The sequence below is a fragment of the Roseivivax halotolerans genome (genome assembly GCF_900115815.1).
GTDB classification, from domain to species: Bacteria; Pseudomonadota; Alphaproteobacteria; order Rhodobacterales; family Rhodobacteraceae; genus Roseivivax; species Roseivivax halotolerans.
This window is the reverse complement of the sequence record NZ_FOXV01000012.1, coordinates 1-26,543: the sequence shown is the minus strand read 5'-3', so window position 1 is coordinate 26,543 and position 26,543 is coordinate 1. Positions and strand designations below refer to the sequence as shown.

Sequence of the window (26,543 nt, the reverse complement as noted above, 5' to 3'; positions counted from 1 at the left end):
GGTGGCAGCCCCACTCATGGAATATGCGAAAAGGACTGGGATCACATGACCGAATTCACGCGGGTGCATGAGATGATCGCCGCCAGCGCCGCGCCGCGGCCCCGTGCGGTTGCGGTGATCGACGGAACTGCGCGGATATCTTGGAAGACCTATGCGCGCCTGACCGAGGAAATGGCCGCGGTGCTGAGCGGCCTTGGTGTCGGTCCCGGTGACCGGGTGATGATCGTGGCCGAGAACTGCCTTGCCGTGGCAGTGACGATCTTCGCGGCAAGCCGCCTCGATGCATGGGCGGTGCCGGTCAACGCGCGCATGTCGTCCGCGGAGCTCTCGCGGATCGAGGATCACGCCGAGCCGAAGGTCATCCTGTTCACCAGCCATGTCTCGAAGGATGCGGCGGCCCATGCAGGTGCGCTCAAGGCCGAGAAGCTGCACACCGATGTCGGCGATCTGCACGTGGCCGCGCGGCGCGGCGGCGCGCCCGAGCCGCTGGAACCGGGTGCGGAGCAGGTCGCGGTCATCCTCTACACGACCGGGACGACCGGCGCGCCCAAGGGCGTCATGCTGACCCACGGCAACCTCATCTTCGCCGCGCGTGCCTCGCGCGATCTGCGCCGGCTCATGCCCGAGGATCACGTTTATGGCGCGCTGCCGCTGACCCATGTCTTCGGGCTCGCCTCGATGCTGATGGCCTCGGCACTGGCCGGCTGCACCGTCGAGCTGGCCACCCGCTTCTCGGCCGAGGCGCTTTACGACGCGCTCAAGCGCGGGGCGACCGTGGTGCCCGCCGTGCCGCAGATGCACGCCGTTCTCATGGCTTATGCCGCCGAGCACGGGCACGAGACGCTCGGGTCCGAGCGCCTGCGCTATGTGTCCTCCGGGGCCGCGCCGCTCGATCCCGCTTGGAAGCGCAAGGCAGAAGCGTTCTACGGCCTTCCTCTCCAGAACGGCTATGGCATGACCGAGACGACCGCAGGTGTGTCGGGCACTCAGAACGTGCTGGGTGATCCCGATACCTCTGTCGGACCGCCGCTGCCCGGCGTCGAGGTGCGGCTCGACGAAAGCGTCGGCAACGAGCCGGGCGTTGGGGAAGTGCAGACGCGCGGCCCGCACATCATGAAAGGCTATTACAAAAACCCTACCGCGACGGAAGCCGCGATCACCGAGGACGGCTTCATGCGCACGGGCGATCTCGGCAAGATCGACGGCGAGGGCCGCTTGCACATCGTCGGCCGCTCGAAAGAGCTGATCATCCGGGGCGGGTTCAACGTCTATCCGCCCGAGGTCGAGGCCGCGCTCAACGATCACCCGGCGGTGGTGCAATCGGCGGTGGTCGGCAAGAAGCTCGACGGCGGCAGCGAGGATGTGCTCGCCTTCTGCCAGATCACGAAGCCGTATGCTGTGGCCGAGGAGGAGCTCAAGTCCTTTGTGAAAGAGCGGCTGACGGGCTACAAGCGCCCCTCTCGCATCTTCATCGTGGAGGCCTTGCCCGCCGCCGCGACGGGCAAGATCCTCAAGCACAAGATCCTCGACACTTTCGCCGAGATGGTGGCCGAAGGCTGAAGCGCTAGTCGGGCAGGGCCGCGCAATGCGCGCCGCCCGCCGCCTGGCCTGATCCGAGCGCGATGGTCGCTGGCTGCTGGAAGCGGTTCACCGGCTCGCTTTGCGCCTGATCGAAGATCAGAAGCGCGGCGATGAACAGCACCGTCAGTCCGGCTGTCAGTCTGCGCGTTCTCATCGCCGACCCTCCAGCCCGAGGACCGGGCGCAGCTTCACTCCGACGAACGCGCCGCCGAAGGCCGCCACGAACCAGGCCCAGCCGTGCAGCGAACCCGTCGAGATGCCCGAGAAGAACGCACCCACGTTGCACCCGAACGCGATCCGCGAGGAATAGCCCAAGAGGAAGCCCGCGATCACCGTGGCGACCCAGGCGCGTTTCGGCAGGTCGGGAAGGCCCTGGCCGAGACCGCTCCGCCAGACGGCGACGAGGAACGCGCCGCCGATGATGCCGAGATTGGTGAGCGAGGTGACGTCGGTCAGAAGGCTCTGGCTCACGCGCTCCATGTTGCCGGGCGTGCCCCAGAAACTCGACGCGCTGATATCCGCGCCAAGCGCCGTCGCACCCTTCGCGGCCCAGAGGCCCAGCCCGTAGACCACGCCCCAGGGCTGGCCCGCGACAACGAGGTTGAGAAGCGCCAAACCCGCGAGAAGTGCCGCCGCGATCCAGAGGCGGCGCGGGATGCGCCGCGTGCCGGGTGCCGCGAGGAACAGGAGCAGCCCCGCCGACGCCGCCAGCAGCCCCAGCGTCACCACGAGACCCGAGGTGCCGTCGAAGGCGATCAGCGGCAGGGTGCCCAGCTCGGTCCACCACAGAAGGTGATAGGCGCCGGCGAAGCTGCCGATGGCGAAGAAGGGCAGGGCCAGAAGGCTCACCGGGTTGCCGCTGCCGGCATTGACCAGCGTGCCCGAGCCGCAGCCCATGACGATCTGCATGCAGGCCCCGAAGACGAACGCGCCGCCGACCATGGCAAAGCCCACTGGCGCGCGCGCGCCCACGAGCGTGCCGCCTGCATCCGCGAGAAGCGGGATCGCGACGATGGCGACGAGCGCGATGGAGAGCAGTTGCGCCAGAGTGCCGCCCGGATCGCGCTTGGTGATCATCTGCCGCCACGGCCCGGCAAAGCCGAAACGGAAACCTTCAAGCACGATGCCGAAGCCGAGACCGATCAGCAGGAGCAGGCCATACCGCGCGCCGACGAAGGCCGCGACGATAAGCGCCAGAACGAGCGCACCGGCCACGAGGCCGGTGCGGGTGAGAAGCGAGGAGGCCGGCGCCGTGCCAGCCTCGGGGGTCGTTGCGGTGGACATGGATCAGAACGTGTTCTTGATGTTGAGCCACAGGCTGCGAAGCGGCCCCGGAACGTTGGCCATCTCATAGCCCGCATTCGACCAGCCGACCATGCTTTCGGGGTAGAGTTTTACATTCTCGGCGCCTGCAAGTTCGGACAGGGCGAACCAGTTGGTCGCGGCCCAGTGGCCGGTATTGCAGAAGGAGATCAGGCCGTCCGCGCCCGCAAGGTCGTTCTCTTCGGCGAGGCTTTGCGCCGCCGAGGCGTCGATGATGGTGGGGCCGTCCGAGAACCAGCTCGAATGCACGAAATACTGCGATTGCGGCAGCGTGCCGGGCCGCGCGGCGGCAGCGTGCGATTGCTGGCCGTTCCAGAAGCTCTCGGGCCGCGCATCGACGAGCGTCGTATCGGTCTCGCCGTCGATGGCGGCTTGCACATCCTCGACGCTCGCGGTCCAGCTGTCATCCCAGGTGACGGTGATGTCGGAGGGCTCCGGCTGTACGGCGTCGGTGGACAATGCGTATCCTGCCTCGGTCCAGGCGGTGAGACCGCCATTGAGGATCGCGATTTCCTCGAACCCGCTCGACTTCAGGGTCCAGTAGACGCGCGCCGCGGCGCCGAAATCGGTGACGCTTTCACCCTGGTAGGTCACGACGACCGGCTGATCGGTCTCGAGCCCCAGCTGTCGGAAGGTTTCGGTCAGCTGATCCGCGGGAACGATCTGGCCGGGGTTCTCGGCGGGGCCACGGAAAAGACCATAGGGCGCGTTCACTGCGCCTTCGATATGTCCGCCCGCGAACCCGTCCTCGCCCTCGGCGCGGATGTCGAGGATCTGGATGTCCGAGCCGAGCTCGGCTTCAAGATCGGCGGGCGCGACAAGCGGCCCCTCGATCGCGGCCATCGCGGGCGCGGCGAGAAGGGCGAGCGTCGAAGTCAGAGCGATACGGGTCATGCGATCCTCCATGAGTGGGGCGAGTGCTGTTTCCATGCGAATTGGCGAGATTGCGCCCGGTTTCAAGTCCGGCAGGCCGCGCAGGGCAGGGTCGCCGGGAAACGCGCGTTCGATCCGGACATCGAAGTCGGAGAAGCCGCTCCATTCGCACGGCTTCGCGCCAGACGCGCGTCTCGCACTTGCCCCGCTTTCGCAAACGACGTTCTTTTCAGACACGATTTCGGGTGACTCACGAAAACGTCGATCCATATCTCCCGCGAGATAAGGAAAAACTGTCCTGTTTCGCTTGAGGCTCGTGCGAAAGTTTCGCAGAAACGGGAAACTGTCTGTCAAATGGGACCGGGGGACATCGTGTCGCTATTCTTGATCGTCGCGCTGCCGTTTCTTGGCGCTCTGCTGCCTGGCCTGATGTATGGCGCGGGTCGGAAAGCCTGTGCGAGCGTCACGCTGGCCGTGACCCTGACCGCGTTGATCGGATTGCTGACCCGCCTGCCGGAGATCTGGAGCGGTCAGACGATCACCACTCGGATCGACTGGATTCCGGCCCTCGGCCTCAATCTTGAGCTTTGGCTCGATCCCTTGGGCTTCTTCTTCGCCGCGCTGATCCTCGGGATCGGCTGTCTCATCATCATCTACGGGCGCTACTACCTCTCGCGCGAAGATCACATGGGCGAATTCTTCACCTACCTGCTGCTCTTCCAGGGCGCGATGGTGGGGATCGTTCTGTCTGACAACATACTGCTTTTGCTGATCTTCTGGGAGCTGACCTCGCTCTCTTCCTTCCTGCTGATCGGGTATTGGAAGCACCTGCCCGAAGGCCGGCAAGGCGCGCGGATGGCCCTGGCCGTGACCGGGATGGGCGGTCTTGCGATGATCGGCGGCGCGATCATCCTGGGGCAGATCGCGGGCAGCTACCGGATTTCCGACATCATCGCGGCGCGCGATGCGATCCAAGCCTCGGAGCTTTACACGACCGCGCTCGTCCTGATCCTCTTGGGGTGTTTCACGAAGTCCGCGCAATTCCCGTTCCACTTCTGGCTGCCGCACGCGATGGCGGCGCCGACGCCGGTCTCGGCCTATCTGCACTCGGCGACGATGGTGAAGGCGGGCATCTTCCTGATGGCGCGGCTGTGGCCCGCGCTTTCGGGTACGCCCGAATGGTTCTACCTCGTGACCGGGGCGGGGCTCATCACGATGTGCCTCGGTGCGGTGATCTCCTTCTTCAAGCACGATCTCAAAGCGATCCTCGCCTTCTCGACGGTCTCGCATCTGGGCCTGATCACCATGCTCCTCGGTACGGGCACGGCGTTCGGTGTGCTGACGGCGGTGTTTCACATTCTCAACCACGCGACCTTCAAGGCGGCGCTCTTCATGTCGGCGGGTATCGTCGATCACGAAGCGCATACGCGGGACATTCGTCGCCTCGGAGGGCTCCGGCACCTGATGCCGGTCACCGCGACCATCGCGATCATCGCCGCATTGTCGATGGCGGGCATCCCGCTCATGAACGGTTTCATCTCCAAGGAGATGATGTTGAAGGAAGCTCTCGAGACGCAGCTTTTCGGCCCGGAATGGCTGGTGCCCGCGCTCGCGACCTTCGGCGCGCTGTTCTCGGCGGCCTATTCCTTCCGCTTCATCGCCCACACTTTCCTTGGCAAGACGCGCGACGATTATCCCTCGCACCCGCATGATCCCAACAAGGGCATGTGGCTGCCGCCGGCGTTCCTAACGGTGCTCGTGGTGGGGATCGGCGTGCTGCCGTTTCTCGTCGAGCCCTTCGTGAAGTTCGTGACCGGCGCGGTCTTGGGCGGTGTCGCGGAGGTGCCGGACTATCACCTGGCGATCTGGCACGGCGTGAACATCCCGTTGATGATGTCGGCGGTCGCGGTTGTCGGCGGTCTTATCCTGCTGGGCCTGCATCGCGGCTTGCAGGCGGGCTGGGACAAGACCCCGCGTCCAGAGGCCAAGACCATCTTCGACGGCATCATCGCCGGCGCGATCTCCTTCGCGCGCGGCCTGACGGGCGGGCTGCATGACGGCGCATTCACGCGCTATGCGGCGATCCTGGCGCTCGCGATCATCGCGGCGGCCGGACATGCCTGGATGACCGGCGAAGTCGGTGCGCCAGCCTTGCCCTTTGCCTGGCCGAACCTGGCCTCTGCGCTCGGCTGGCTGATGCTGGTCGTGGCGACGGTCGTGCTGGTCGCCACCCATCACAACCGCCTCCTCGCACTCATCCTCATGGGCATCATCGGCACGATGGTGTCGGTCGGCTTCGCCTATTTCTCCGCGCCCGACCTTGCGATGACGCAGATCTCCGTCGAGGTGGTGACGATCATCCTGATGTTGCTCGCGCTCAACTTCCTGCCCGACTGGACCCCGAAGGAATCGACGCCGATGCAGCGGCTCTTCGATGGAACAGTCGCGATCCTCGGTGGTCTCGGGGCAGGGGGGCTGTGCTATCATCTCCTGCGCCGGACGGCGGTAGAGACGCCGATCTCGTCCTATCACCTCGAAAACAGCTATTACGGCGGCGGCGGCACGAACGTCGTGAACGTGATCCTCGTCGATTTCCGGGGCTTTGACACGTTCGGCGAGATCATCGTGCTCGGCATTGCCGCGCTCGTCATCTACGCGCTGACCGAGGCTCTGCTGTCCGGGCCGGTGCGTGCACGGCTTCTGAACCGTGTGCCTGACAAGCCGCTCGCGGGCGACAGGCATCCGCTGATGATGGTCGTGCTGACGCGGGTCATGATGCCGATCGTTCTGATGGTGGGCGTCTACATCTTCCTGCGCGGGCACAACCAGCCGGGCGGCGGCTTCATCGCCGGGCTCGTCGTCGCGGTGGCGGTTGTCATGCAATACCTGGCATCGGGGTTTGCCTGGGCGACGGACCGGCAGCGCTACCCTTACCATGCGATCATCGGTTCTGGCGTTCTGGCGGCGGGTCTGACCGGGATCGGTGCCTGGTTCGCCGGGCGCGAATTCCTGACCTCGAGCTTCGGCTACGTGAAATTGCCCGGTCTCGAGGCCTTCGAGGTCGCCTCGGCGCTCTTCTTCGATCTGGGCGTCTTCCTGGCCGTGGTCGGCGCGGTCATGCTCTCGCTCGAGAGCTTCTCGCGACTTGCACGCCGGTCCGATACGCGCGATCCGGAGCATCCGATGGATATCGACCCTTCACGGGACCAACGCGCAGAGGGAGGGGCCTGACATGGAACTGATCGTTGCAAGCGCCGTGGGCGTCCTGACCGCGGCGGGGCTCTACCTTGTCACCCGATTGCGGACCTTCCCGGTCATCATCGGTGTCGCGCTTCTCACCTATGCGGTGAACGTCTTTCTCTTCGCGAGCGGTCGGCTCACCGTCGGCGCGGCTCCGATCCTGCGCGACGGGATGGAAAACTACGCCGACCCGCTGCCCCAGGCGCTCGTCCTGACGGCGATCGTCATTTCCTTCGGCATGACCGCTGTGGTCGTCGTGATCGCGCTCGGCGCATATCTGGCCGGTGACGATGACCGCGTGAACGATGCCGCCGATCATCTCGACACGACCCGCGTCGGCGGAAAGGAGGCCGGGCAATGAGCCACTGGATCATCGCCCCCGTCCTGTTGCCGGGCCTGCTCGCGGCGTTCATCGTGCTCGCCGCGCGTTTCCATCGCGATATCCAGCGCACCGTCTCTCTTGGCGGGGCGGTCGCATTGCTGGTCATTTCGCTGGCACTTTTCGTCAATGCCTCGGACGGCACGCTGACGCTTTACCAGCTTGGCGACTGGGCCGCGCCGTTCGGTATCGTTCTTGTCGCCGACCGGCTTTCGACGACGATGCTGCTACTGACGAGCGTTCTGTCGCTCTCGGTTCTGATGTATGCGATCGGCACCAATTGGGACGAGAGGGGAAGGCATTTCCATGCGCTGTTCCAGTTCCAGCTCATGGGGATCAACGGTGCGTTCCTGACCGGCGACGTCTTCAACCTCTTCGTCTTTTTCGAAGTGCTGCTCATCGCCTCCTATGGCCTGATGATCCATGGCGGAGGCGCGAAGCGGATGAAGGCGGGCACGCAATACGTGCTCTACAACCTTCTGGGCTCGACGCTTTTCCTCTTCGCGCTCGGCACGATCTACGCTGAGACGGGCACGCTCAACATGGCCGATCTTGCCCAACGGGTGGCGGCGATCTCGCCCGATGAAAGCTCTGGCATCCGTGTCGCGGCCGTCCTCCTGATCATCGTCTTCGGCATCAAGGCGGCGATCGCGCCGGTGCATTTCTGGCTGCCGTCCTCCTATTCGGAGGCGCCCGGTCCCGTTGCCGCGCTCTTTGCGATCATGACCAAGGTCGGTGCCTACGCGATCCTCCGCATCTACACGCTGGTCTTCCCCGCAGATGCGCCGCTCTTCGAGGGACTGCACGGGGCGTGGCTGATGCCGCTTGGTCTTGTCGGGCTCGTGATCGGCATGATCGGGGTGCTCGGCGCATGGAAGCTCGACCGGCTGATCGCCTTCTCCGTGATCGGGTCGATGGGCATGGTGACGATCGCCATCTCGATCTTCACCGAAGCAGGGATCACCGCGGGCCTCTATTACATCGTGCATTCGACACTGGCGACGGCGGCACTCTTCATGATCGCCGACTTCGTGCTGACCCACAGAGGCGGTGCAGGACTGCGCCTTTACGCCTCCACACCGATCCGCGGCAATGCGATGCTGGCCGGTCTCTTCTTTGCCGCTGCCATCGCGATGACCGGTCTGCCGCCGCTTTCGGGCTTCATCGGCAAGCTGCTGATCCTCGACGCGGCCTATTCGACCGACCTCGTGGTCTGGGCCTGGGCGGCCATCCTCGGCTCCTCGCTTGTCGCGGTTGTTGGCTTTGCGCGGGCGGGCACCATCGTCTTCTGGAAGTCACGCCAGATCGCCGGAGAGATGCAGGACGATCCGCGCAGTGAGCAGGACAATGTCGACAGCAAGCCCGACTATCCGAGCGCGCCGCTGAAGGCACTGCCGCTCGTCGCGATCGGCGGATTGGTCGCGCTGATCGGCGTCCATACCGCTCTTGCCGGGCCGGCCACAGCGTTCTTCCGCGCCACGGCGCAGCAATTGCAGTCGCCGGAGCCCTACATCTCCGTCGTGCTCGACACGGAGGGCAAGGAGATCAAGGAAGGCGGCAACGCGCTCGGCTACAAGAAGGACGACCACAGCGGCGAGGAGGGCGCGCTTGCAGGCGAGGACGCAGCCGAGGAGCCCGCCGTTGAAGAGGGAGGCAACTGAGCATGGCAGAGTCGCAGGCACAGGACCGCCCCAAGCTGATGCGCCGGGTCTTTCCGCACCCGCTCCTGACGGTGCTGCTCATCGTCGTCTGGTGCGTCATCACCAATTCCGTCGCGCCGGGCACGATCGTCCTCGGAGTGATCCTTGGCATCCTGATCCCGTTCTTCACCTATCCCTACTGGCCGCATGTCCCGCGCGGGTTCCGGCCGTTCAAGATGGTGAGCTACCTCTTCCTCGTGATCTGGGACATCCTTGTCGCGAATGTCAGCGTCGCCTGGATCGTTCTGACCAAGCGCAATTCCGACATGCGCTCGACCTGGGTGGTGATCCCGCTGGATCTCAGAACCCCCGAGGCGATCACGCTGCTTGCGGGCACCATCACGCTGACGCCCGGCACGGTGTCCGCGGATCTGTCCGACGAGGGCCACTGCCTTCTGGTTCATGCGCTCGACGCGGACGACCCGAACGCTGTCAGAGACGAGATCAAGACCCGCTACGAGGCCCGGCTGAAGGAGATCTTCGAATATGAATCCTGAGAGTTTCTTCGAATGGTGCCTTCTTATCGCGATCGCCTCCGTCGCGGTGAGCCAGGTCCTTGCCATGGTGCGGCTGGTCAAGGGTCCCAATACCGGTGATCGGATCCTCGCGCTCGACACGATGGTCATAAACGCAATTGGCCTGATCGTGCTTTTGGGCGTTGCCGAAGGATCGGAGGTCTATTTCGAAGGCGCGCTGATCTTCGCGATGCTGGGTTTCGTCTCGACCGTCGCCTATGCGCGCTTCAAGCTGAGAGGGGACATCATCGAATGATAGCGATCCTCGAAATCGTCTCCGCCATCGCGCTCCTTGTCGGTGCGCTCTTCACGCTGGTCGGCTCCTACGGCCTTCTGAAGCTCGACGACCCGATGAAGCGACTGCACGCCCCGACAAAGGCCGGCACGCTTGGGATCGGGGCGCTGATCATGGCCTCGATCCTGCATTCCTTCACGACCGGTATCGATTCCGTGCACGAAATCCTGGTTATGGCGTTCCTGTTCGTCACGGCCCCGATCTCGGCGCATTTCGTCTCCAAGGTCCATCTCCATCGCGGCACCTGCGAGACGCCGCCTCCGCCACCCGAAGACAAGGTCTGGGCAACGCGAGGTCAGGCAGACGACGGCCCGCTCGCGCCGGACCAGGCCCAAAGCTGAGTTTGGCAGCCGGCCTGTGGCCGAAGGGAAACGCCTGGTCGTTTTGCGCGTCTTGCGGGTTTGCGTAAACGCAAGGGCTCGCTAAAGCTTGCAAAAAACAAGACAAGAACGAGCGAGCAGGTTTGATGCCTTTCAAGATCATGGACCGGCGCATGCCGGCATGTGCCGCCTTGTGCGCGCTGGCCCTTTCCGTTTTCGCCGCGAGCGCCAGCTCCGCACAGGAGCGCCTCCGGGTGGGTTACGGACGGCTCGTCATCAACGACTCCGCCGGCGAGCTGAAGGATCGTTGGCGGTCAGGCTCCATCGCGTCGAGCCGCGTCTGGGGCTATGGCTGGGACGGTCAGGCGCCGGCGCGGCCGGGTGAGCTTCTCGAGCTGCGACTGCACGGTCAGGTCATCGCGCCGTCGAGCCTGAAAGACTTCAATCCCGACGACCGGCTCTATGCCGGTGCGCTTTCCGCAGGTCTTCACACGCATTTCCAGCGCGGGCTTGCCGAGGTGTCTTTGGGAGGCGACCTCGTCGTGACCGGACCGCAGACCCGTCTGGACGAGCTTCAGACCGCGCTGCACGACCTGCTCAACATTCCCCGGCCAAGCGAGGATATCCTCGATGAGCAGATCGAAAACGGCTTTCACCCGACCCTTGTGGCCGAGGTGGGCAGCACGTTCGAGCTTGGCACCGTGGGCCGCGTGCGGCCCTTTACCGAACTCCGCTGGGGCGCCGAAACACTGGCGCGCGTCGGGTTCGACATGTCCTTCGGTGCCTTCGGCAAGGACGAGCTGATGGTGCGGGAGTCGGTGAGCGGCCAGCAATACCAGGTGATCAGCAAGGATCCGGTCGGCACGAGCTTCTTTCTGGGCGCGGATGTCGCGCAGGTCGAGTCCAGCGTCTACATGCCCGAGGATCGCGGGCCCGAACTTGAGCAGAACCGGCACCGACTGCGCGCTGGTGTGAACTGGCAGGGCAAGTCCTGGGGCGCGCAATACGGCGTCACCTATCTCAGCGAAGAATTCGAGGGACAACCGGAAGGGCAGTTCCTCGGCGGCGTTCGCATCAAGTACAATTTCTGATTGAATGGGCCCGAGGGCGGCGCCGCAGCGCTGTTGCTATTACGCAACCTCGGGCTTGAAAGATGCGAAGCCGGGCAGCGCTTCGGGAAGTTTCTCTTTGGGAAACAAAGTCTTTCCGCATAACCTTAAAGCAATAAAAAAAGACTGAGGCAGATTTGAGAATGGGAACGGGCTATCGAGGCACGTTCGTCATCTCTTGGTCGCAAACTGGTGTGGATGGGTTGGATGCGGCGCCGGTCGCGTCTCTCACTGTCGGATCGCAATGGATCTGGCGGGGTGAAACGGTGCGTGTGGACGGGCCGAATTCCGTACTTGAACTCGACCGGGCAGAGGATGACGTTCTGCTGCGCAGACGCGCGGCGCGTATGGTGCGCCGCCTTGTCGGTGCGGCGCTGGACACATCGCGCGAGCTTTCGGATGTCGAGGTCGATCACCCGCTGACGGACCAGAGCTTTGTCGTGACGGACGGCTTCTCGAGCTACACCGTCACGCTGATCGAGGTCGGCCGCGACGCGCCGCCGCTCTTGATGTTCCTCGACGAGGTGCCGCCGGCGCATAAAGATCTGTGGGTGGTTCACCATAACATCGACATGACGGCGCTCGATCCGCAGTCGCATCTCGGTTCGGGTGTCATCTGCTTCACCAAGGGCACGCGCATCGCCGCGGAGAACGGGGCGGTGCGGGTCGAGGATCTGCGCGAGGGCGACCGCGTCCAGACCAAGGATAATGGGCTGCAGGAGATCTGCTGGATCGGCAGCCGCCGCATGACCGGCGCGCGCCTCTTCGCGCTTCCGAAGCTGCGTCCTGTGCTGATCCGCGCGGGTGCGCTCGGCGTGGAGCGTCCCGACGACGCGCTTCTCGTCTCGCCGCAGCACCGGCTTCTCATCAAGGGGGCGAAGGCGCGGTCTCTGTTCAATTCCGACGAGGTTCTCGTCGCGGCATCCGATCTGATCGACGGGCAGAGCATCGTCGCGGACACGATGGCGAAAGAGGTGACCTATATTCACCTGCTCCTGCCGCAGCACGAGATCCTGTTTGCAAATGGCGTCGAATCCGAGAGCTTTCATCCGGGAGAGACGCAGCTCGACACGCTCGATCCGGGCGACAGGGCGCGGCTATCGCAGCTCATCCCGAGCGTGGAGCGCGCTCCGCAGAGCTATTCCGCGCCAGCGCGCCGTATGCTGACGCCTTCGGAGGCGGCGATCCTGACCCATCGCGCGGCCTGACCCAACAGGGCACCGGCTCGCACGTGTCGCGTTATTCGCGGATCTCGCGCGGGCCGACGCCCCAGAGTGCCGTCTTGGGTGCCCAGCCGCGATAGCCGCCGGCTTCAACCTCGCACCAGGCAGGCTCGCAGCTGCCGAGACGGGCGATCACGCCGAGGCTCAGTTCGGCATTGATCGGTGCGTCCTTCCGGGGGCGGGAGCGGATCATCAGCTTGTCCTGCTCGACGAGGACCGTCCGCACGCCCGACAGAAGTGCGTAATGCACCCAGCCGCCGGCGCCGTCGCGGTCGCGCACGCGCCGCCAATGTCCGAACTCCGCGGTGATCTCGAGAGGCATGTCGCGACGCACGTAGACCCAATCGATCCTGTGGCTGAGGGAGGGGCCGCGCCGCACATTGCCTTCGTCCGTCTTCAACGAGACGTAGCGGGGAAGCGGCAGATTGGTCACGGGGCCGCGCTCTTCGGCCGCCAAGGCTGCGATCGGCCCGACCGTCAGGACGGCGGCCAGAAAAAGACCCTTCAACGCTTTGATCATTCTCAGTGCTCGAGTTTTTCGGGCGGGGTTCTTGTGCCTCGTCCGGTCTTGCGACACTCTGCCTTGAAATGGCTGTTCGGAAAAGGTCGGGGAGGTCGGGCATGCCCTCAAAACGTCTGAGTGTTGTCGTCACGCGACGCCTGCCGGATGTCGTGGAAACACGTCTGTCCGAGCTGTTCGATGTCCGCCTGCGCGATGACGACACGCCGATGTCCAAAACGGAGCTGGCCGAGGCCATGCGCGAGGCGGATGTCCTCGTGCCGACGGTCACCGACCGGCTCGATGCGGGTCTGATCGGTCAGGCCGGTGAGCGGCTCAAGCTCATCGCGAATTACGGCGCGGGCGTCGATCACATCGATGTGGATACGGCCCGGTCGCGCGGTATCCTCGTGTCGAACACGCCAGGCGTTGTGACCGAGGACACCGCTGACATGACCCTGGCGCTGATGCTCGCCGCGACGCGGCGCATCCCCGAAGGCCTTGCCACGATGCAGTCGGACGGCTGGCAGGGCTGGGCACCGACCGCTTTTCTGGGCGGACGTCTCGGCGGACGCAGGCTTGGCATTCTCGGGATGGGGCGGATCGGGCAGGCGGTTGCCAAACGGGCGCGCGCCTTCGGTATGCAGATCCACTATCACAACCGCCGCCGGCTGCGCCCGGAGATGGAAGAGGCGCTCGAGGCGACCTACTGGGACAGCCTCGACCAGATGGTTGCGCGGATGGATATTCTGTCGATCAATTGCCCGCACACGCCTTCGACCTTTCACCTGATGAACGCCCGCCGCTTGAAGCTGATGAAGCCGGACGCGGTGGTGGTGAACACCTCGCGCGGCGAGGTGATCGACGAGAACGCGCTGGTGCGGATGCTGCGTGGCGGGGAACTGGCAGGAGCGGGGCTCGACGTCTACGAACACGGCAACGATGTGAACCCCGAACTGCGTAACCTGCCCAATGTTGTTCTCTTGCCGCATATGGGCTCTGCCACCCGCGAGGGGCGCGTCGAGATGGGCGAGAAAGTCATCATCAACGTGAAAACATTTGCGGACGGGCATCGCCCGCCCGACCAGGTCGTGCCCTCTATGCTCTGAGGCGGCGCGTGGTCTTCATTTCGTACATGCGGGCATCCGCTGTCTCGAGAAGGTCCGAATAGCGCGCCCCGTCGACCGGGGCCGATGCGGCGCCCATTGAGAACGTGATCGAGATTTCCCGAGGACCGACGAGCCCGGACGTCTCAGGACGTGGTATCGGCGCTTCGACGATGCTGCGAAGCCTGTCCATCAGGCGCGCCGCTTCGCGCGCGCCGCTTCCTGCGAACCAGATACCGAACTCGTCGCCGCCGAGCCTGCCGACAAGGTCATCGGTTCTGCCGAAGGAGCGAAGACGCGCGCCCAACGTGGCGAGGATGATATCGCCCGTCCGGTGTCCGTAGGTATCGTTGATCGACTTGAAGTCGTCGCAATCGAGAAACACGAAAGTGCCTGCGCGTTTGCGGGGGGCATGCAAGTAAGTGCGGCACAGGCGCGCGAATTCCTCCGAATTGAGCAGGCCGGTCAGCCGGTCGGTCGCGGCGAGATATGACAGGCGTCGCGCCTGTGCCTGAAGGTGCTGGCGCTCCGCCTCGATCACCGCCAGTTCTCGCGAGGCCTGCGCCCGCGATTCCGACGCGGCGAGAAGGCGTGCGCTCATGCTCTGCTCCGTGTCCTGTTTGAGGATGATGAGGCCCGCGGGAAGACCCGGAACGTCGTGCATCCGCCATCCGATCGCCTCGAGCCGCCCCGAGGGCGTCCGGATTTGCAGGGCGCAGGCAATGGAGGCCGAGGAGATCCGCCGCAGATCGGCGACGAATGTCGGGTCTTCGGAGAGGCGCGATCTGTGTTGCCCGGCCTGCCCGGTCACGAGGAAGGCGCGGCGACCCAGGCGATTGGTGTAAACGAGCGAGCCGCACAAGGTGAAGACGGCGATGGCCCGCGGCGCATGCGCGAAGACGGCCTCGAGCGATAACAGCGCCGCGGCGCGCTCAACCGAAGAATTCGTGCCCGTCATCGGACGTCTCGCGGCGAAGGGAAACCACGACGCGGCAACGGCCATGGCCCGTCGCGATCGCCTCGTCGATATGGACGCGGGCATAGCCGGTCGCATCCGATACGATCCGGCCGAACACGCTGGTCGTCATCATGCAAAGGGAGGGATGCCCGACGACCCGGTCCGCGAAGGGGCAGGCGGTGTTGATCAGCACCAGTTCGGTCGGGCTGATCGTCTCTATTCGGAAACGGCCCCCGATCCGCGCCTTGAGGTCGATGAGGATCGCGCCGATCGCTTCGATCTCTTGGGGGAGGGCGCCGTCGCTATCGACGTAAAGAGCGCCGATTGCGTCGCCCATATCCCCGCCGACGCGGGCGATGAAGGTCGATGCGTCCTCTATCCCGAGATAATTCTCGAGCGTTCCCGCCAGGTTGACGAGCGTATCGCAGAAGAAGTCCTCGCGCTTCAGATCGCAGGCTGCGCCCGTGGCAACGGATTGGTCGAGACTGTGGGACATCGATGGGCACCCTTCCTGAAGAAAGGGTGCCGCGCAAATCTAAACAAAAGGTTAACGGGTGTCCGGGTTTGATGAGCCGGAGCGCGCTTTCCCAGCGGCCCCGGCCCAACCCCGAGGCTCAGCTCACATCCTTGTAGCTGATCTCTCGCTGATCCGCGCCCGGTCCGGCCTTGTCGCGCCGCACGAGAAGGCGGTTCAGGGCGTTGATATAGGCCTTGGCCGAGGCGACGACGGTGTCGGTATCGGCCGATTGGCCGGTCGCGATCATGCCGTCCTCCTCGAGACGCACGCTCACCGTGGCCTGTGCGTCGGTGCCCTCGGTCACGGCGTGGACCTGGTAGAGCTGCAGACGCGCGGCGTTGGGGTGCAGCTCGCGCACGGCCTTGAAGGTCGCGTCCACGGGGCCGTCACCCTCGCAGGTGGCCGAGACCTCCTTGCCGTCGATCTCCATCTCGAGTTCGGCGCGCGCGGGCCCGCCGGTGCCGCAGGTCACGCTCATGTTCACGAGCTGCAGCCGGTCGGCATGACCGTCGGTGGTGGTGGCGGTGACGAGGGCGAGGATGTCCTCGTCGTAAACTTCCTTCTTGCGGTCGGCGAGATCCTTGAACCGCACGAAGAGATCCTTGAGCTGGTTGTCTCCGACCTCGACGCCCAGATCCTTCAGCTTCGCACGGAGCGCCGCGCGCCCCGAATGCTTGCCCATGACGAGATTGGTGGCGGCCAGGCCGACATCCTCGGGGCGCATGATCTCGAAGGTCTCGGCGTTCTTCAGCATCCCGTCCTGGTGGATGCCGCTTTCGTGGGCGAAGGCGTTCTTGCCGACGATGGCCTTGTTGAACTGCACGGGGAAGCCCGAGACGGTCGCGACGCGGCGCGAGATCTGCATGATCTTCCGCGTGTCGACGCCGGTATCGTAGGGCATGATGTCCCCGCGCGTCCGGAGCGCCATGACCACTTCCTCGAGCGCGGTGTTGCCCGCACGCTCGCCGAGCCCGTTGATCGTGCACTCGATCTGCCGCGCGCCGCCTTCGACCGCGGCCAGCGCGTTCGCCGTCGCCATGCCGAGATCGTTGTGGCAGTGCGTCGCGAAGACCACCTCGTCCGCGCCCGGCACCTCGGCGATCAGGCGGCGGATGAGATCGGCGCTCTCGCGCGGGGCGGTGTAGCCCACCGTGTCGGGGATGTTGATCGTCGTGGCCCCGGCGCTGATGGCGATCTCGACGACGCGCTTGAGGTAATCCCACTCGGTACGGGTCGCGTCCATCGGCGACCATTGCACGTTGTCGGTGAGGTTGCGCGCGTGGGTGACGGTCTCGTGGATGCGGTCGGCCATCTCGTCCATCGTCAGGTTCGGGATGGCGCGGTGCAGGGGCGAGGTGCCGATGAAGGTGTGGATGCGCGGGCGCTCGGCGTGCTTCACCGCCTCCCAGCAGCGGTCGATATCGGGCAATTGCGCGCGCGCCAGCCCGCAGATCACCGATTGCTTCGAGCGCTTGGCGATCTCGCTCACCGCCCGGAAATCGCCCTCGGAGGCGATCGGGAAGCCCGCCTCGATGATGTCGACGCCCATATCGTCGAGCATCTCCGCGATCTCGAGCTTCTCGTCATGGGTCATGGTCGCGCCGGGGCTCTGCTCGCCGTCGCGCAGGGTCGTGTCGAAGATCAACACGCGGTCTTTGTCTGTGGTGGTCATGGCATGTCTCGTGGGTTCGTGTCTGCTTAAGGCTTGGTCGGCGCGGATCCCTGTCTCCCCTGAGCGGTCGCGCCGGTCAAGGCACGCTCAGAGGCGGGTAAGCAGAAGAAGGAGGCCAAGCGCAGGTAGCGCGCCGAGGGGCGCGGTCGCTGCGGAGATATGGCCGGTCATGCTCATGGAGCGGAAGGTAACGGTCTGCGCGGCGGAAGGGAAGGGGGGATTTTGAGGGGGCCGGAGGCGGAGGTTCAGACAGGCTGGAGCGGATGGCGGGGAAGGGTCCAGGCTTGCCCTCGCGGTGCCGCGCTTTCGCTGCGAGCGCATTCGGCAGGTGACAGCCCAGAGCGGACACGGGGCGAGATTGCGCTATTCATCAGAGCCGACCTTCGCTGAGGGCCCGTTGAGTGACAGCTGTGCGGGACGTAGCTGCCATTCGTATTTGTTGGCAGGTCGAAGCCGCACGCGAAGGTATGGGTGTGGCCCACAACCTCTAACTGTCGGCTGCACCGCTTCCCGAAAGATGGTCGAGGATCGCCTTCGCCATATGCAAGTCTTGCAGCGAGATGCCCGAGCTATCGAATATTGTGATCTCGCTGGCATGCCCGCGCCCCAGCGCGTCACCGGATAGAACCGATCCAATGGCAGTCGGAGTTGCCTCAGGGCCCGCGTGCTGGAATTCTCCGATGCGCACTGACTGTTCCGGCAGGTCGCAGAAGAGTCTGGCGTCTCGAAAGATCTCGGTCGGTAGTTCCTGCTTGCCCTGGGAGTCCGACCCCATGGAGGAGATGTGCGTTCCCGGCTGGACCCAGGCCGCCTCGAAGAGAGGCGCGGTGGCCGTCGTTGCGGTGACAATGATATCGGCAGCACGGATCGCCGGTTCTGCCATCGCGGCCTCGACCGACAAGCCGGCGCTGCGCAACTTCTCTACGAAGGCTTCCGTGCGAGAGGCATCTCTGCCGACCACCAGCAGGCGAGAAAGCTCTCGGACGCGGGCGATGGCCTGCGCCTCAAAGGCGGCCTGATGGCCCGTTCCGAACAGGGTCAGAACCTCGGCATCTTGGCGCGCGAGAGCATCCGTTGCCACCGCATCCGCCGCGGCGGTGCGATAGCAGTTCACCGCCGATCCCTCGACCACAGCGCCGATGCGCCCCGTGGACTGATCGATCAGCAGGATGGTCGAAGCGTGCCGTGGCAAACCGCGTGCATCGTTCGTCGGGAAGTAGGCACCGACCTTCAGCCCAGCCAGATCTGCCCCAGACGCGGACTTGATGGTGAAGCGGTTCTGCGGGTCGCTGCCATGGGCGACTACCACCGGAAAGCTTGCGGCGCCCGGCGCGACGGCAGCGATGAAAGCTTCCCGAACGGCCTCGAAAGCGAGTTCGGGCGTGACGATGGCGGAGGACTCGGCCTCGGTGATCAAGATCATGTCGGTCGCCTTACCAGCCGCCGAAGCGGTGCCAAGTCTGCGTAGGGCCGCCGTCCACCGGCAGCACGTTGTAACGATCATGCTGCGCGGCGGTCGCGCAGGCGTGGTTCGGCAGGACGCGCAGGCGTGTCCCCACGGGCAAGTCCGGCACCGACCCGTCCGCGCCAGGGCGGAGCGAGACGATCCCGTGCTCCTGATTGGCGCTGCTCACGATCAGGTCGGGAAGAACATGGCCGTTCTCGTCGCAGACCAGGCCATAACCCTGATCCACGTCCTGCGCCGCCGTGCCGCGGTCGCGCGACAGGGCCATCCACCCGGCGTCGATCATGGTCCAGCCCTTGGCCGGCTGGTGTCCGATCACGGTCGTCAGCACGCTGAGCGCGATGTCGTCCACGGTGCAGACCTCGATCCCGGCCATCACGAGATCGAAGAACATGTAGACCCCGGCCCGCAGCTCCGTCACGCCGGTCAGATCGCGCGCGGCATGGGCAGTTGGCGTCGAACCTACACTCACGACCGGGCACGGCAGGCCCGCGTCACGCAGCGCCTCTGCTGCGGCGACGGCGGCCTCGCGCTCCAGTTCGGCGAAAGCGGCGTGGGCGGCGTCCCCCCGCACGCCATAGCTTTCGCCTGCATGAGTCATCACGCCGCGCAAGCACCCGACTGTGTTCAAGATGCGCCCGATCTGGATCAGCGCCGGATCATCCGGTCGAAGCCCGCCACGATGGCCGTCGCTTTCGATCTCTATCAGCGCAGGAACGGCCGCCCGCGCCACGGCCTGTGCCTGCGCCTCGCTGTCGAGGATCACCATCAGGTCGCAGCCGCGGGCGCGCAGCGCTTGCACGCGCTCCAGCTTCTGCGGGGCGATGCCGACGGCGTAGAGAATATCCGCGTGCCCTGCCTCGTGAAACACTTCGGCTTCCGCGAGGGTCGAGACGGTAATGGGACCGAGCGTCCCGCCGGTCAGGCGACGTGCGGCCTCGACGGATTTGGCCGTCTTCAGATGGGGGCGCAGCGAGACACCGAGGCTCTCTGCGCGCCCGGCCAGTCGTGCGATGTTCCGCATCATCCGCGCCTCGTCCAGCAGCAGCGCGGGTGTGGGCAGGGCATCCTGGTTCAACGGAGCGGGCTCTATCATCGGGTGAATCCTCCAGCATGGCCTGAGGTCTACCCTCGCAACCTTTCAGGGTATATTCACACGATCTGAAGCACGCATTAAGCTGCGCCTTAATGTTTGATGTCTCCGATCTCCGATTTCTTACGGCCCTCTCCGCAGCACCGAGCCTTGCGGCGGCGGCGCGCGGTCTGGGCGTGACGCCGCCCGCGGTTTCGCAACGGCTGGCGCTGCTGGAAGACCGTTTGCGATTGCGGCTCATCGAGCGCGGGCGGGGCCAGCTCAGGCTGACGGCCGAAGGGGCCTATCTCGTTGATCGGGCAAAGGACATCCTGGACGACGTGGAAAGCCTCGCGGACGAGATGGCTGCTCGGGCGGGTCGTATCGAGGGGCCGCTCCATGTCATTGCCCCCTTCGGCTTCGGGCGGCTGCGCGTCGCGCCGGTTCTCGCCCGCTTCGGCGACGAGAACCAGGAGCTGCGCCCGATGCTCAGCCTCAGCGAAGATCCTGTGGGCGCGATGAACGATGGGCTCTGGGATCTCCTGGTCCATGTCGGACGGTTGCCGGACCTGCGGACTACGCAGCGCAAGCTCGCGCCGAACCGTCGCCTGCTGGTGGCGTCGGCCGGCTACGCCAGGCGCTTCGGTCTTCCCCAGAGGCCGGAGGATGTAGCTGCCCACCGGGTCGGCGTGGTTCGCGAGAACCGGGCCGACGCCACGCTTTGGCCCCTGACGGGCCCGGAAGGCATCGAGATGAACCTGCGCGTGCAGCCGGTCTATGGCTGCAACGACGGCGAAGTCCTGCGCGCCTGGGCGCTGGAGGGCTTCGGTATCGTAGAGCGGTCCGAATGGAGCATTTCCGCCGATCTGCGCGCCGGCAGGCTGGTGCGCGTGTTGCCGGACTGGTCACTCCCAGACGCCGACATCGTGGCTTTGCTGAACCCCCGCGCGGTGCGCTCGCTTCGAATAGACAAGTTTGTCGAGCGGCTGGCGTCGGAGATCAGCGCGCCGCCGATGGCTTGACCGGCCGCACTTGGACAAGTCACCCGTCTCTCAGCTTTCTCCGTGAACGCCGTAGAAGGGCTCCGAGCAGCCATTCGTGCAGCGCTCCCGTGGTAGCGTGGTAGGATCGTCCTGCCGACATGATGTCGGTGTTGCGGAGGATGGGGCGGACCGGAGGATCCACCTTGCCCACCACAAACCTCCCTGCCATCCGCCTTCGGAGACCAGCCTGGAACAGAGGCCGCATCGTCGGCCAGAAACGACCGCTTCTGCCGAAAGATGTCTGGGCCATTCGCGTGCGCCTCGAGATCGCTAACCGAATTCGGGATCTCGCCCTCTTCAACACTGCCATCGACAGCAAACTGCGCGGGTGCGATCTCGTCAGTCTCAAGGTGGCGGACGTGTTTGCGGCCGGACAGGTCAAAGAGCGCACATCAATCAACCAGAGCAAGACCAGGCAACCCGTGCGGTTCGAGATCACCGAGGGCACACGCAGGTCGATCGCAGCGTGGCTTCAGGATCCGGCCATGATCGGTTCCGAGTATCTCTGGCCCGGGCGCTTTCACGAGCGTCTGCACATTTCAACGCGCCAGTATGCCCGGCTTGTGCGCGATTGGGTGACCTCGGTCGGCCTTGAGCCGAGTGCCTACGGGACCCATTCCATGCGGCGAACCAAGGTCGCACAGATCTACCGCAAGACAGGAAACCTGCGGGCGGTTCAGCTTTTGCTGGGTCATACCAAGATGGACAGCACTGTCCGCTACCTCGGCGTCGAGCTGGAGGATGCGCTGGCGATTTCCGAGGCGGTGGAAATGTAACAAGCTGGGCCGTCTTCACGGACGGCCCAGAGCCGTCATTCGCCGGTTGCCCTGCGAATGACGGCTTTCACCGTTTGTTCATGAAGTAACGGCGCAGCTCGCGTCAACTTGCCTGCGCCAAGGCCACCGCGTCGGAACCGGCCGGAAAGCGCAAGCGGTCCGTCTTGTCCTGAGCCGCAAGCCAGACCGCTTCGGCGACATCGCTTTCCGAAGTGGTCAGGGCCGGTGTCGCGAAGGCCGCGAAGATCGGCGCCGCGAAGTCGGCATAGGCTTCAGGAATCAAATCCGCGACATCGATGTCGGTGTTCTCGGCGAAACGCGTGGTCGGGGCGTAGCCGGGCTCAACCAGCTTGGCGCGGACGCCGAAAGCTCCGAGTTCGTGTGCGAGCGATCCGGTAAATCCCTCGATGGCCTGCTTGCTTGCCGTATAGGCCGCAGCGAGGGGCATCGGGGCCAATGTCACGCTGGAGGTGACGTTCACAATCACGCCCGATCCGCGTGACCGCATCCCCGGGATTGCCGCCCGAACCATGGCCATCGTGCCGAAGGTATTCGTTTCGAACACTTTTCGGACATGCGCCATCGGCGTTGCCTCGAAGGCCCCCACGACCCCGATTCCGGCGTTGTTGACCAAGGCATCAATCGGACCGGCGGCCTCGATCGCTGCCCGGATACTGTCAGGGTCGGTCACATCCAGCGACAGAAGCCGGAGCCGATCGGATGGCGCGAACAGCCCTTCGCGAGGTGAACGCATGGTGGCGATGACGGTCCAGCCTTTGGCATGGAAGTGGCGCGCTGTTGCAAGTCCGTAGCCCGAGGAGCAGCCGGTGATGAGGACGGTCTTCATGTCAGTCTCCTGTGTTTTGTGTTGACGAGACTGACATAGCGGCCAAAATCCGGACAATCATCGACTCAAAGTCCAATTTTAATTTGCGAAGGTCCAGGATGGCCGATCCTCTTGAGCAGATCATCCGCCTCTTGCGGCCGAAGGCCGTATTCTCAAAAGGGATTTCCGGAGCGGGGGAATGGGCCGTCCGCTACGCGCCCATGCGCCATCCCGGCTTCTGCGCGGTGACGCTTGGACGTTGCCTGCTCGCAGTGGAGGGGGAAGCGCCGATCCTGCTGGAGGAAGGCGATTTCGTTCTTCTGCCCGCGACCCCGGCCTTCACCATGTCGTCGCCCGACGCGACCGGACGCCGGGCCACCCCCGGGGACCTGCATCCGTCCGGGCAGGAGGTGCGCCACGGCAGGAAAGGCGTACCCGCCGATATGCGTCAGTTCGGCGGCTACTTCTCATTTGCTTCCCCGGACGCTGACCTGCTCGTGAAGCTGCTACCGCAGGTCATTCACATCCGCGGAACCGCGCGGTTGACGCAGCTTGTGCATCTGGTCGGCGACGAGGCCGGCCGAGACGACGTCGGGCGGGAGTTGATCCTGGAGCGGCTGGTCGAAATTCTGTTGATCGAGGGTCTGCGATCAGTGCCCGGTACTACGTCCGGGCCAAGCCTGTTGCGTGGGCTGTCGGATGACCGCGTTGTGACGGCGTTGCGTCTGATGCACGGCGATCTTAAGCGGAACTGGACCGCAAACCGCCTTGCGCGGGAGGTCGGAATGTCGCGCTCCGCCTTTTTCGACAGGTTCCTGAGGACCGTCGGCATGACGCCGATGGACTATCTTCTGGCCTGGCGCATGGCCGTCGCCAAGTCGCTGCTGCGGGAAGGAGCGTTGTCGATTGCCGACATCGCGGATCGGATCGGCTATGGATCGGCGAGCACGTTCAGCACGGCCTTCAGCCGCCACGTCGGTGAGCCTCCCGGCCGCTACATGCGGCGCGCGTTGGAAGTGGACACGATCGCGGAAGTCGGCGCTTCGTGATCGAGAAAGGGAATATCCCGCCGGCCTCCGAGACGCAGGCTGCGGGCCAAACTGATATCATGTTCGTCTGATCGCCGTCAGGGCACCCAATGCGTTTGCTCCCCCGTCACCGCAGTTCGCACATACCGCAGCGAACGACTGCTCCCCGCCCTGCCTCCCGGGTGACTGCGTGTGCGCAGCGTAAACCGAGCATGCGCAGCGAAGGTCCGGAAGGTCCCGCTCAGCAGACCTCCGACCTTTCGATTTCGCTGCACGATGTCATGGAGGGCCGGTTCGGGGAAGCCGCGGCGCAGCAAGGCCGAACATCTCGAAGGTCCGGAGTGGGCCGTCTTTGAAAACGGCCCGAGCCTTCAGATTTCTACTGGCTCAGGTATTGCCAAGGCGTCTTCAAGTTCGACGCCGAGGTAACGAACGGTGCTGTCCATTTTAGTGTGACCGAGAAAAAGCTGAACAGCGCGCAGGTTGCCAGTGTTGCGGTAGATCTGAGCCAGCTTGGTTCGGCGCATAGAATGGGTTCCATACGCACTCGGTTCCAGCCCGATCGATTTCACCCAATCCCGGACCAAGCGTGCGTATTGCCGGGTCGAGATGTGCAGCCGCTCGTGAAACCGTCCCGGCCAAAGGAACTCGGAACCGATCATCAACGGTTCGTCCATCCACCGCAGGAGTGATTTCCGCGTTCCCTCAGTGATCTCGAAGCGGACAGGTTTCTGTGTCTTGCTTTGAATAACCGAGGCGCGCTCTTTGACCTGACCGGCAGCGAAAACATCGGCGACCTTCAGCTTGATCAGATCGCAACCTCGCAGTTTGCTGTCGATGGCAGTGTTGAAGAGGGCGAGATCCCGAATTCGGTTAGCGATCTCGAGGCGCACGCGAATGGCCCAGACATCTTTCGGCAGAAGCGGTCGTTTCTGGCCGACGATGCGGCCTCTGTTCCAGGCTGGTCTCCGAAGGCGGATGGCAGGAAGGTTTGTGGTGGGCATGGTGGATCCTCCGGTCCGCCCCATCCTCCGCAACACCGACATCGTGTCGGCAGGGCGATCCTACCACGCTACCACGGGAGCGCTGCACGAATGGCTGCTCGGAGCCCAAACTGACCGCGTCGATCTTGGGTGCGCTCGCTGTTGCAGCATGGGCCAAGCCCATCGCGACCGGCCCGAAGCAGACCTTCGCATGAATACTGATTGTCTCGGCGGAGTTTACCCGATCCAGCCATTCGCCGAAGCTGCGAGATCGGAAGCGAGGCGCTCGCACGCAATCCCTTAGTCGTGGGATTGGAGTTCCGGACGCTGGATCGTCTCGAGATACCGCCAGATCGCCATCATGTCTTCGGGTACGGGGGTTCCGTTGCCTTCTTCTATCTCGACCACCAAGGTCGGACCCGGGACGAGATCCCGGAAGGCCGGCATGGCGTCGCCCCCCTCGTGCATCCGGGTCAGGACCTCGATGCTGGGGAACGTGCCGCTCCCGTCCATTGTCATGCGCGTCAGGCCCGGTGCGAGCCCGTCGCGGCCGTCCAAACCATGGAAGGCCGCGCAGGTCTGCTGAAACAGCTTGGCCCCGCGCGCAGTTATCGACAGCTCGAGGCCCGGGCTGCCTGTGGCCAAACCAGACTGGCCAGCATCATCGTCAAAGCCGATGTTCTTCCCTCCATGCGTGCCCCTCCAATTTATATCGTCGTTTCGATCCTTCCGGCGCAGCCCATCGCACGCTTTGACCCGGATCAACGCCATGTCGATGCAGGAAGGATAGGACTGAGCCGCATGACAGATGTCCCTGAGCCCTCGCCTGATCTGGACGCCGATCACGGCGCTGCGCCGTATCTTCGCGAGGCGGTGCTGGGCGCCATCGACGGAACGGTGACGGCGTTCGCCATCGTCGCCGGCGTGGCCGGCGCGGGGCTGCCCATCAGCGTGGTGCTGGCCCTCGGAACGGCCAACGTCGTCGCGGACGGGTTTTCGATGGCAGCGGGCATCTATGCGGGTGGGCGCGCAAACATGGAGGATGCCGCGCGGCGGCGTGCCTGGTTCACCGCGCTGGTGACGCGCGACCCCGACGCGGCGCGGACGCGCCTGTCACGCCTTCTGTCCGCGCGTGGCCTGACCGGAGACTCACTTGCCCAAGCGACGGAGGCCATCGAGCAAAGCCGATCAGCCTGGATCGGCCTTCTGGTTGACGGCACCGACGCGCCATCGACACCGACACCCGCCCGGGATGCGGTGGCCACCTTCCTGGCCTTCCTCTGCTGTGGTCTTCTGCCGCTCGTGCCATTCGCCGTGGGGGTGCCATATCCCTTCATGACCTCTGTTCTGGCGACAGCGGTTACGTTCGCTGGTATCGGCGTTCTCAAAAGCCGGTGGTCGCTGCGGCGGTGGTGGACCTCTGCGGCCGAAACAATTCTGATCGGGGGGACCGCTGCCCTGATCGCCTATGGCGTGGGGCGTTTTTTCGAGGGGTGAGGGCGGGCCTGGACGGCCCTCTCCCACCATTCGCTGTCGCTGTCACGCTGCTTTGCAAATCGCTCAAAGCAAACTGTTTTTTCACCTGCGTATCACGATCGCTCGGAAATCGTTTACGTTGGTCAGTGTTGGCCCGGTTGTTACAAGGTAGCCGAGTTGGTCGAACACCGTGAAACTGTCATGCATCTCGAGCGCCCTACTTGCATTGATGCCTTTGCGCGCCGCATCCCTTGCAAAGTCTGGACCTAAAATTGCCCCAGCCGCATCCTCTGTCCCGTCGATGCCGTCCGTGTCAGCGGCAACTGCGGAAATGTTTTTGTGGCCATTCAGCGCGAGCGCGAGAGACAGCAAAAACTCGGTGTTTCGTCCACCGCGACCGGGTTTCGTATCGCCGACTGTCACCGTCGTCTCTCCACCCGATATCAGCACGGCCGGCGGAGAAGCAGGTGTGCCGTGGCGCGCTACCGCCTTGGCAATCCCGGCCATCACGGTGCCCAGCTCGCGCGCCTCTCCCTCTAACGCATCCCCCAGAAGAACAGGCGC

At 64.6% G+C, this 26,543-nt stretch carries 27 protein-coding genes; 14 read left to right on the top strand and 13 right to left on the bottom strand.

Annotated elements, in window-relative coordinates; translation table 11 throughout:
* Positions 1-45 precede the first annotated feature (45 nt).
* On the top strand, positions 46-1,560 hold the full coding sequence (locus BM171_RS14835; protein WP_175497578.1) for a class I adenylate-forming enzyme family protein: 1,515 nt from the start codon (positions 46-48) through the stop codon (positions 1,558-1,560).
* A gap of 4 nt (positions 1,561-1,564) precedes the next feature.
* Here the strand turns inward: BM171_RS14835 and BM171_RS19010 are convergent, their stop codons facing one another.
* Genes BM171_RS19010 through BM171_RS14825 form a run of 3 tightly spaced genes read right to left on the bottom strand, consistent with a single transcriptional unit; the run spans position 1,565 to position 3,798 of the window.
* On the bottom strand, positions 1,565-1,735 hold the full coding sequence (locus BM171_RS19010; protein ID WP_175497577.1) for a hypothetical protein: 171 nt from the start codon (positions 1,733-1,735) through the stop codon (positions 1,565-1,567).
* The gene (locus BM171_RS14830; RefSeq protein ID WP_093014105.1) at positions 1,732-2,865 is read right to left on the bottom strand and encodes a YeeE/YedE family protein; all 1,134 of its coding nucleotides are present in this window, start codon (positions 2,863-2,865) and stop codon (positions 1,732-1,734) included. The genes BM171_RS19010 and BM171_RS14830 overlap by 4 nt, the downstream gene beginning before the upstream one ends.
* Before the next feature lie 3 nt (positions 2,866-2,868).
* A complete protein-coding gene (locus BM171_RS14825; protein ID WP_093014296.1) occupies positions 2,869-3,798 on the bottom strand; it encodes a sulfurtransferase in 930 nt (309 codons plus the stop codon).
* A gap of 351 nt (positions 3,799-4,149) precedes the next feature.
* On the opposite strand from BM171_RS14825, the gene BM171_RS14820 reads away from it, so the two are divergent.
* The 8 genes from BM171_RS14820 (at position 4,150) to BM171_RS14785 (ending at position 12,543) form a co-directional block, all read left to right on the top strand.
* Positions 4,150-7,008, top strand: coding sequence for a monovalent cation/H+ antiporter subunit A (locus BM171_RS14820; protein ID WP_093014293.1), 2,859 nt, complete (start codon positions 4,150-4,152; stop codon positions 7,006-7,008).
* Position 7,009: 1 nt separating this feature from the next.
* Complete coding sequence (locus tag BM171_RS14815; RefSeq protein ID WP_093014102.1) at positions 7,010-7,378, top strand: Na+/H+ antiporter subunit C; 369 nt, start codon at positions 7,010-7,012, stop codon at positions 7,376-7,378.
* On the top strand, positions 7,375-9,057 hold the full coding sequence (locus tag BM171_RS14810) for a monovalent cation/H+ antiporter subunit D (protein WP_093014099.1): 1,683 nt from the start codon (positions 7,375-7,377) through the stop codon (positions 9,055-9,057). The genes BM171_RS14815 and BM171_RS14810 overlap by 4 nt, the downstream gene beginning before the upstream one ends.
* Before the next feature lie 2 nt (positions 9,058-9,059).
* A complete protein-coding gene (locus BM171_RS14805) occupies positions 9,060-9,593 on the top strand; it encodes a Na+/H+ antiporter subunit E (protein WP_175497576.1) in 534 nt (177 codons plus the stop codon).
* The gene (locus tag BM171_RS14800) at positions 9,583-9,867 is read left to right on the top strand and encodes a K+/H+ antiporter subunit F (RefSeq protein WP_093014096.1); all 285 of its coding nucleotides are present in this window, start codon (positions 9,583-9,585) and stop codon (positions 9,865-9,867) included. Before BM171_RS14805 ends, BM171_RS14800 begins: the two co-directional genes overlap by 11 nt.
* The gene (locus BM171_RS14795; RefSeq protein WP_093014093.1) at positions 9,864-10,247 is read left to right on the top strand and encodes a Na+/H+ antiporter subunit G; all 384 of its coding nucleotides are present in this window, start codon (positions 9,864-9,866) and stop codon (positions 10,245-10,247) included. The genes BM171_RS14800 and BM171_RS14795 overlap by 4 nt, the downstream gene beginning before the upstream one ends.
* A gap of 125 nt (positions 10,248-10,372) precedes the next feature.
* Complete coding sequence (locus BM171_RS14790; RefSeq protein ID WP_245760283.1) at positions 10,373-11,317, top strand: lipid A-modifier LpxR family protein; 945 nt, start codon at positions 10,373-10,375, stop codon at positions 11,315-11,317.
* Between the two features lie 161 nt (positions 11,318-11,478).
* Positions 11,479-12,543 carry a Hint domain-containing protein gene (locus tag BM171_RS14785; protein ID WP_093014090.1) on the top strand — a complete coding sequence of 355 codons (1,065 nt, stop codon included), beginning with the start codon at positions 11,479-11,481 and terminating at the stop codon, positions 12,541-12,543.
* A gap of 31 nt (positions 12,544-12,574) precedes the next feature.
* Here BM171_RS14785 and BM171_RS14780 read toward each other — a convergent pair whose 3' ends face one another.
* A complete protein-coding gene (locus tag BM171_RS14780) occupies positions 12,575-13,078 on the bottom strand; it encodes an SH3 domain-containing protein (RefSeq protein WP_093014087.1) in 504 nt (167 codons plus the stop codon).
* Between the two features lie 101 nt (positions 13,079-13,179).
* Here BM171_RS14780 and BM171_RS14775 point away from each other — a divergent pair, with 101 nt between their 5' ends.
* Positions 13,180-14,166 carry a 2-hydroxyacid dehydrogenase gene (locus tag BM171_RS14775; protein ID WP_093014084.1) on the top strand — a complete coding sequence of 329 codons (987 nt, stop codon included), beginning with the start codon at positions 13,180-13,182 and terminating at the stop codon, positions 14,164-14,166.
* On the opposite strand, the gene BM171_RS14770 is transcribed toward BM171_RS14775, so the two are convergent.
* From BM171_RS14770 to BM171_RS14750, 5 genes are all read right to left on the bottom strand, one after another.
* Positions 14,156-15,121 (bottom strand): GGDEF domain-containing protein, encoded by a 966-nt coding sequence (locus BM171_RS14770; protein WP_175497575.1) that lies wholly within the window; start codon positions 15,119-15,121, stop codon positions 14,156-14,158. The two genes, BM171_RS14775 and BM171_RS14770, sit on opposite strands and share 11 nt — an antisense overlap.
* A complete protein-coding gene (locus BM171_RS19005) occupies positions 15,096-15,617 on the bottom strand; it encodes a methanogen output domain 1-containing protein (RefSeq protein WP_175497574.1) in 522 nt (173 codons plus the stop codon). The genes BM171_RS14770 and BM171_RS19005 overlap by 26 nt, the downstream gene beginning before the upstream one ends.
* Positions 15,618-15,735: 118 nt before the next feature.
* Positions 15,736-17,310, bottom strand: coding sequence for a 2-isopropylmalate synthase (locus BM171_RS14760; RefSeq protein WP_093014073.1), 1,575 nt, complete (start codon positions 17,308-17,310; stop codon positions 15,736-15,738).
* A gap of 487 nt (positions 17,311-17,797) precedes the next feature.
* A complete protein-coding gene (locus tag BM171_RS14755) occupies positions 17,798-18,733 on the bottom strand; it encodes an ornithine cyclodeaminase family protein (RefSeq protein ID WP_093014070.1) in 936 nt (311 codons plus the stop codon).
* A gap of 10 nt (positions 18,734-18,743) precedes the next feature.
* Positions 18,744-19,871: an alanine racemase gene (locus BM171_RS14750; RefSeq protein ID WP_093014067.1), complete on the bottom strand. Its 1,128-nt coding sequence runs from the start codon at positions 19,869-19,871 to the stop codon at positions 18,744-18,746.
* 92 nt (positions 19,872-19,963) lie between these two features.
* Between BM171_RS14750 and BM171_RS14745 the strand changes: the two genes are divergently transcribed.
* Both BM171_RS14745 and BM171_RS14740 read left to right on the top strand, forming a co-directional pair.
* Positions 19,964-20,869 (top strand): LysR substrate-binding domain-containing protein, encoded by a 906-nt coding sequence (locus BM171_RS14745; protein ID WP_093014065.1) that lies wholly within the window; start codon positions 19,964-19,966, stop codon positions 20,867-20,869.
* A gap of 164 nt (positions 20,870-21,033) precedes the next feature.
* Positions 21,034-21,666 (top strand): tyrosine-type recombinase/integrase, encoded by a 633-nt coding sequence (locus BM171_RS14740; RefSeq protein ID WP_093014062.1) that lies wholly within the window; start codon positions 21,034-21,036, stop codon positions 21,664-21,666.
* 103 nt (positions 21,667-21,769) lie between these two features.
* Here the strand turns inward: BM171_RS14740 and BM171_RS14735 are convergent, their stop codons facing one another.
* Positions 21,770-22,513, bottom strand: coding sequence for an SDR family oxidoreductase (locus tag BM171_RS14735; RefSeq protein ID WP_093014059.1), 744 nt, complete (start codon positions 22,511-22,513; stop codon positions 21,770-21,772).
* A 98-nt stretch (positions 22,514-22,611) separates the two neighbouring features.
* Here BM171_RS14735 and BM171_RS14730 point away from each other — a divergent pair, with 98 nt between their 5' ends.
* A complete protein-coding gene (locus tag BM171_RS14730; protein ID WP_175497573.1) occupies positions 22,612-23,541 on the top strand; it encodes an AraC family transcriptional regulator in 930 nt (309 codons plus the stop codon).
* Positions 23,542-23,891: 350 nt separating this feature from the next.
* Here the strand turns inward: BM171_RS14730 and BM171_RS14725 are convergent, their stop codons facing one another.
* Positions 23,892-24,524: a tyrosine-type recombinase/integrase gene (locus tag BM171_RS14725; protein WP_093014053.1), complete on the bottom strand. Its 633-nt coding sequence runs from the start codon at positions 24,522-24,524 to the stop codon at positions 23,892-23,894.
* 279 nt (positions 24,525-24,803) lie between these two features.
* Positions 24,804-25,148 (bottom strand): c-type cytochrome, encoded by a 345-nt coding sequence (locus BM171_RS14720; RefSeq protein ID WP_139218714.1) that lies wholly within the window; start codon positions 25,146-25,148, stop codon positions 24,804-24,806.
* 156 nt (positions 25,149-25,304) lie between these two features.
* Here BM171_RS14720 and BM171_RS14715 point away from each other — a divergent pair, with 156 nt between their 5' ends.
* Entirely contained in the window at positions 25,305-26,000 is a 696-nt protein-coding gene (locus tag BM171_RS14715; RefSeq protein ID WP_093014046.1) for a VIT1/CCC1 transporter family protein, read from the top strand.
* A gap of 81 nt (positions 26,001-26,081) precedes the next feature.
* On the opposite strand, the gene BM171_RS14710 is transcribed toward BM171_RS14715, so the two are convergent.
* A partial coding sequence (locus tag BM171_RS14710) for an MOFRL family protein (RefSeq protein WP_281244606.1) occupies positions 26,082-26,543 on the bottom strand: 462 nt, incomplete at its 5' end.

Bases quoted from the DNA above. Each gene is read 5' to 3' on its own strand.
- BM171_RS14835 (WP_175497578.1), top strand. From the start codon at position 46: ATGACCGAATTCACGCGGGTGCATGAGATGATCGCCGCCAGCGCCGCG.
- BM171_RS19010 (WP_175497577.1), bottom strand. From the start codon at position 1,735: ATGAGAACGCGCAGACTGACAGCCGGACTGACGGTGCTGTTCATCGCC.
- BM171_RS14830 (WP_093014105.1), bottom strand. From the start codon at position 2,865: ATGTCCACCGCAACGACCCCCGAGGCTGGCACGGCGCCGGCCTCCTCG.
- BM171_RS14825 (WP_093014296.1), bottom strand. From the start codon at position 3,798: ATGACCCGTATCGCTCTGACTTCGACGCTCGCCCTTCTCGCCGCGCCC.
- BM171_RS14815 (WP_093014102.1), top strand. From the start codon at position 7,010: ATGGAACTGATCGTTGCAAGCGCCGTGGGCGTCCTGACCGCGGCGGGG.
- BM171_RS14810 (WP_093014099.1), top strand. From the start codon at position 7,375: ATGAGCCACTGGATCATCGCCCCCGTCCTGTTGCCGGGCCTGCTCGCG.
- BM171_RS14805 (WP_175497576.1), top strand. From the start codon at position 9,060: ATGGCAGAGTCGCAGGCACAGGACCGCCCCAAGCTGATGCGCCGGGTC.
- BM171_RS14800 (WP_093014096.1), top strand. From the start codon at position 9,583: ATGAATCCTGAGAGTTTCTTCGAATGGTGCCTTCTTATCGCGATCGCC.
- BM171_RS14795 (WP_093014093.1), top strand. From the start codon at position 9,864: ATGATAGCGATCCTCGAAATCGTCTCCGCCATCGCGCTCCTTGTCGGT.
- BM171_RS14790 (WP_245760283.1), top strand. From the start codon at position 10,373: ATGCCTTTCAAGATCATGGACCGGCGCATGCCGGCATGTGCCGCCTTG.
- BM171_RS14785 (WP_093014090.1), top strand. From the start codon at position 11,479: ATGGGAACGGGCTATCGAGGCACGTTCGTCATCTCTTGGTCGCAAACT.
- BM171_RS14780 (WP_093014087.1), bottom strand. From the start codon at position 13,078: ATGATCAAAGCGTTGAAGGGTCTTTTTCTGGCCGCCGTCCTGACGGTC.
- BM171_RS14775 (WP_093014084.1), top strand. From the start codon at position 13,180: ATGCCCTCAAAACGTCTGAGTGTTGTCGTCACGCGACGCCTGCCGGAT.
- BM171_RS14770 (WP_175497575.1), bottom strand. From the start codon at position 15,121: ATGACGGGCACGAATTCTTCGGTTGAGCGCGCCGCGGCGCTGTTATCG.
- BM171_RS19005 (WP_175497574.1), bottom strand. From the start codon at position 15,617: ATGTCCCACAGTCTCGACCAATCCGTTGCCACGGGCGCAGCCTGCGAT.
- BM171_RS14760 (WP_093014073.1), bottom strand. From the start codon at position 17,310: ATGACCACCACAGACAAAGACCGCGTGTTGATCTTCGACACGACCCTG.
- BM171_RS14755 (WP_093014070.1), bottom strand. From the start codon at position 18,733: ATGATCTTGATCACCGAGGCCGAGTCCTCCGCCATCGTCACGCCCGAA.
- BM171_RS14750 (WP_093014067.1), bottom strand. From the start codon at position 19,871: ATGATAGAGCCCGCTCCGTTGAACCAGGATGCCCTGCCCACACCCGCG.
- BM171_RS14745 (WP_093014065.1), top strand. From the start codon at position 19,964: ATGTTTGATGTCTCCGATCTCCGATTTCTTACGGCCCTCTCCGCAGCA.
- BM171_RS14735 (WP_093014059.1), bottom strand. From the start codon at position 22,513: ATGAAGACCGTCCTCATCACCGGCTGCTCCTCGGGCTACGGACTTGCA.
- BM171_RS14730 (WP_175497573.1), top strand. From the start codon at position 22,612: ATGGCCGATCCTCTTGAGCAGATCATCCGCCTCTTGCGGCCGAAGGCC.
- BM171_RS14725 (WP_093014053.1), bottom strand. From the start codon at position 24,524: ATGCCCACCACAAACCTTCCTGCCATCCGCCTTCGGAGACCAGCCTGG.
- BM171_RS14715 (WP_093014046.1), top strand. From the start codon at position 25,305: ATGACAGATGTCCCTGAGCCCTCGCCTGATCTGGACGCCGATCACGGC.